The sequence below is a fragment of the Kineosporia corallincola genome, from assembly GCF_018499875.1.
Lineage (GTDB): Bacteria > Actinomycetota > Actinomycetes > Actinomycetales > Kineosporiaceae > Kineosporia > Kineosporia corallincola.
Genome location: NZ_JAHBAY010000035.1, coordinates 1 through 3,696 on the forward strand (window position 1 = coordinate 1; position 3,696 = coordinate 3,696).

General features: G+C 57.0%; 2 rRNA genes. Both read left to right on the forward strand.

Annotated elements, in window-relative coordinates:
- Positions 1-196 precede the first annotated feature (196 nt).
- Positions 197-1,712, forward strand: a 16S ribosomal RNA gene (locus KIH74_RS35560).
- A 437-nt stretch (positions 1,713-2,149) separates the two neighbouring features.
- Positions 2,150-3,696 (forward strand): 23S ribosomal RNA (locus tag KIH74_RS35565); the annotation flags it as partial.

Consider the following 3,696-nt stretch of genomic DNA (forward strand, 5'->3'; position numbering starts at 1 on the left):
GCGTCCGCTCCTTGAGAACTCAACAGCGCATCTGAACAACCGATGCCAATTTGGTCAGTTGATTGACTGGCTGCTTGGCTGATGGTCTCTGGTTCTGCCAGGTGTCCGACCCCCGTCGGTGCCTGGGTTGACGGGATCAGGGTTATTGGTCAGGATTCATTTGCACTACTTCGCGAAAAGTCTTCTTAGAAGATTATTTACGGAGAGTTTGATCCTGGCTCAGGACGAACGCTGGCGGCGTGCTTAACACATGCAAGTCGAACGGTGAACCACTTCGGTGGGGATCAGTGGCGAACGGGTGAGTAACACGTGAGTAATCTGCCTCTGACTCTGGGATAACCACGGGAAACGGTGGCTAATACCGGATATGACACATGGTCGCATGGTCTGTGTGTGGAAAGTTTTTCGGTCAGGGATGAGCTCGCGGCCTATCAGCTTGTTGGTGGGGTAATGGCCTACCAAGGCGACGACGGGTAGCCGGCCTGAGAGGGCGACCGGCCACACTGGGACTGAGACACGGCCCAGACTCCTACGGGAGGCAGCAGTGGGGAATATTGCGCAATGGGCGAAAGCCTGACGCAGCGACGCCGCGTGAGGGATGAAGGCCTTCGGGTCGTAAACCTCTTTCAGCAGGGAAGAAGCGTGAGTGACGGTACCTGCAGAAGAAGCACCGGCTAACTACGTGCCAGCAGCCGCGGTAATACGTAGGGTGCAAGCGTTGTCCGGAATTATTGGGCGTAAAGAGCTCGTAGGCGGTCTGTCGCGTCTGCTGTGAAAACCTAGGGCTTAACTCTGGGCGTGCAGTGGGTACGGGCAGGCTAGAGTGTGCTAGGGGAGACTGGAATTCCTGGTGTAGCGGTGAAATGCGCAGATATCAGGAGGAACACCGGTGGCGAAGGCGGGTCTCTGGGGCATAACTGACGCTGAGGAGCGAAAGCATGGGGAGCGAACAGGATTAGATACCCTGGTAGTCCATGCCGTAAACGTTGGGCGCTAGGTGTGGGGTCCATTCCACGGATTCTGCGCCGCAGCTAACGCATTAAGCGCCCCGCCTGGGGAGTACGGCCGCAAGGCTAAAACTCAAAGGAATTGACGGGGGCCCGCACAAGCGGCGGAGCATGCGGATTAATTCGATGCAACGCGAAGAACCTTACCAAGGCTTGACATGGGGTGAAAACTCGCAGAGATGCGGGGTCCGTAAGGGCGCCTCACAGGTGGTGCATGGTTGTCGTCAGCTCGTGTCGTGAGATGTTGGGTTAAGTCCCGCAACGAGCGCAACCCTCGTTCTATGTTGCCAGCACGTCATGGTGGGAACTCATAGGAGACTGCCGGGGTCAACTCGGAGGAAGGTGGGGATGACGTCAAATCATCATGCCCCTTATGTCTTGGGCTTCACGCGTGCTACAATGGCCAGTACAATGGGCTGCGAGACCGTAAGGTGGAGCGAATCCCAAAAAGCTGGTCTCAGTTCGGATCGGGGTCTGCAACTCGACCCCGTGAAGTTGGAGTCGCTAGTAATCGCAGATCAGCAGTGCTGCGGTGAATACGTTCCCGGGCCTTGTACACACCGCCCGTCACGTCATGAAAGTCGGTAACACCCGAAGCCGGTGGCCTAACCCTTGTGGAGGGAGCCGTCGAAGGTGGGACTGGCGATTAGGACGAAGTCGTAACAAGGTAGCCGTACCGGAAGGTGCGGCTGGATCACCTCCTTTCTAAGGAGCACTCGACAGTCCTGGCCGGCGTGAGCCGGCAGGGGACTCAGAGGTATGTCACTGCTCAGGCGATGAGCCGGCTCAATCATGAGCTGGCCTGGTTCTGGGGTGGCTGCTCAGGGTGGAACATCGGTTGGCACTCACTCCCGGGGTTGGGGGTGGTGATGCGCTGTTGGGTCCTGAGGGAGCGGGCCATGGGCTGGGAACAGTCGATGGGTCGTGAACTTGGGAGGGCCTCGTGAGGGGTCTTCGACTGGCATGACAGTCCTTCCATCAAAGTGCCTCGCGTGTGGCGGTTTTCCGCTGTGGTTGGGGTGTCTGGTGGGTGTGGGGTCTGTGTGTGTTCGTTGCTTGTGAACTGTATAGTGGACGTGAGCATCTTTTTATCTGTGCATATTTCGTGTGCATCCGGGCCTTTGGGGTTTCGGGTGTGTGTCGAGTAAGTTTTTAAGGGCATACGGTGGATGTCTTGGCACCAGGAGCCGATGAAGGACGTAGGAGCCTGCGATAAGCCTCGAGGAGCTGGCAACCGAGCTGTGATTCGAGGGTTTCCGAATGGGGTAACCCGGCTGGAGATGTGTCCAGTCACTTGCACCTGAATATATAGGGTGTTGAGGGGGAACGACGGGAAGTGAAACATCTCAGTACCGTCAGGAAGAGAAAACAACATGTGATTCCGTGAGTAGTGGCGAGCGAAAGCGGATGAGGCTAAACCGGGCGTGTGTGATAGCTGGCAGGCGTTGCATGTCCGGGGTCGTGGGATCCCGCTTCTTACCACTGTCATGGTGAGGGGGAGTCAGAAAATCATGTCATAGGCGAACGTCATTGAATGGGCGACCGTAGAGGGTGTTAGTCCTGTAGCCGAAATGATGTGGTCTTCCTTGTGGGTGTCCCAAGTAGCACGGGGCTCGTGGAATCTCGTGTGAATCTGGCAGGACCACCTGCTAAGCCTAAATACTCCCTGGTGACCGATAGCGGACTAGTACCGTGAGGGAAAGATGAAAAGTACCCCGGGAGGGGAGTGAAATAGTACCTGAAACCGTGTGCCTACAATCCGTCGGAGCCTTGCGGGGTGACGGCGTGCCTTTTGAAGAATGAGCCTGCGAGTTAGTGGTGTGTGGCGAGGTTAACCCGGGTGGGGTAGCCGTAGCGAAAGCGAGTCCGAAGAGGGCGTTTGAGTCGCATGCTCTAGACCCGAAGCGGAGTGATCTACCCATGGCCAGGTTGAAGCGCGGGTAAGACCGCGTGGAGGACCGAACCCACCAGGGTTGAAAACCTGGGGGATGAGCTGTGGGTAGGGGTGAAAGGCCAATCAAACTCCGTGATAGCTGGTTCTCCCCGAAATGCATTTAGGTGCAGCGTTGCGTGTTTCTTGCCGGAGGTAGAGCTACTGGATGGCTAATGGGCCCTACAAGGTTACTGACGTCAGCCAAACTCCGAATGCCGGTAAGTGAGAGCGTGGCAGTGAGACTGCGGGGGATAAGCTTCGTAGTCGAGAGGGAAACAGCCCAGATCACCAGCTAAGGCCCCTAAGCGTGTACTAAGTGGGAAAGGATGTGGAGTTGCTGTGACAACCAGGAGGTTGGCTTAGAAGCAGCCACCCTTTAAAGAGTGCGTAATAGCTCACTGGTCAAGTGATTCCGCGCCGACAATGTAGCGGGGCTCAAGTACACCGCCGAAGCTGTGGCATTCACACAATAATCTAGCGTGCCCTTGATGGTGTGTTCAGGTGTGTGGATGGGTAGGGGAGCGTCGTGTGGCGAGTGAAGCGCCGGGGTGACCCAGGTGTGGACGCCACACGAGTGAGAATGCAGGCATGAGTAGCGAAAGACGGGTGAGAAACCCGTCCGCCGAATGACCAAGGGTTCCAGGGCCAGGCTAATCCGCCCTGGGTAAGTCGGGACCTAAGGCGAGGCCGACAGGCGTAGTCGATGGACAACGGGTTGATATTCCCGTACCGGCGAAGAACCGCCCATATCGAACC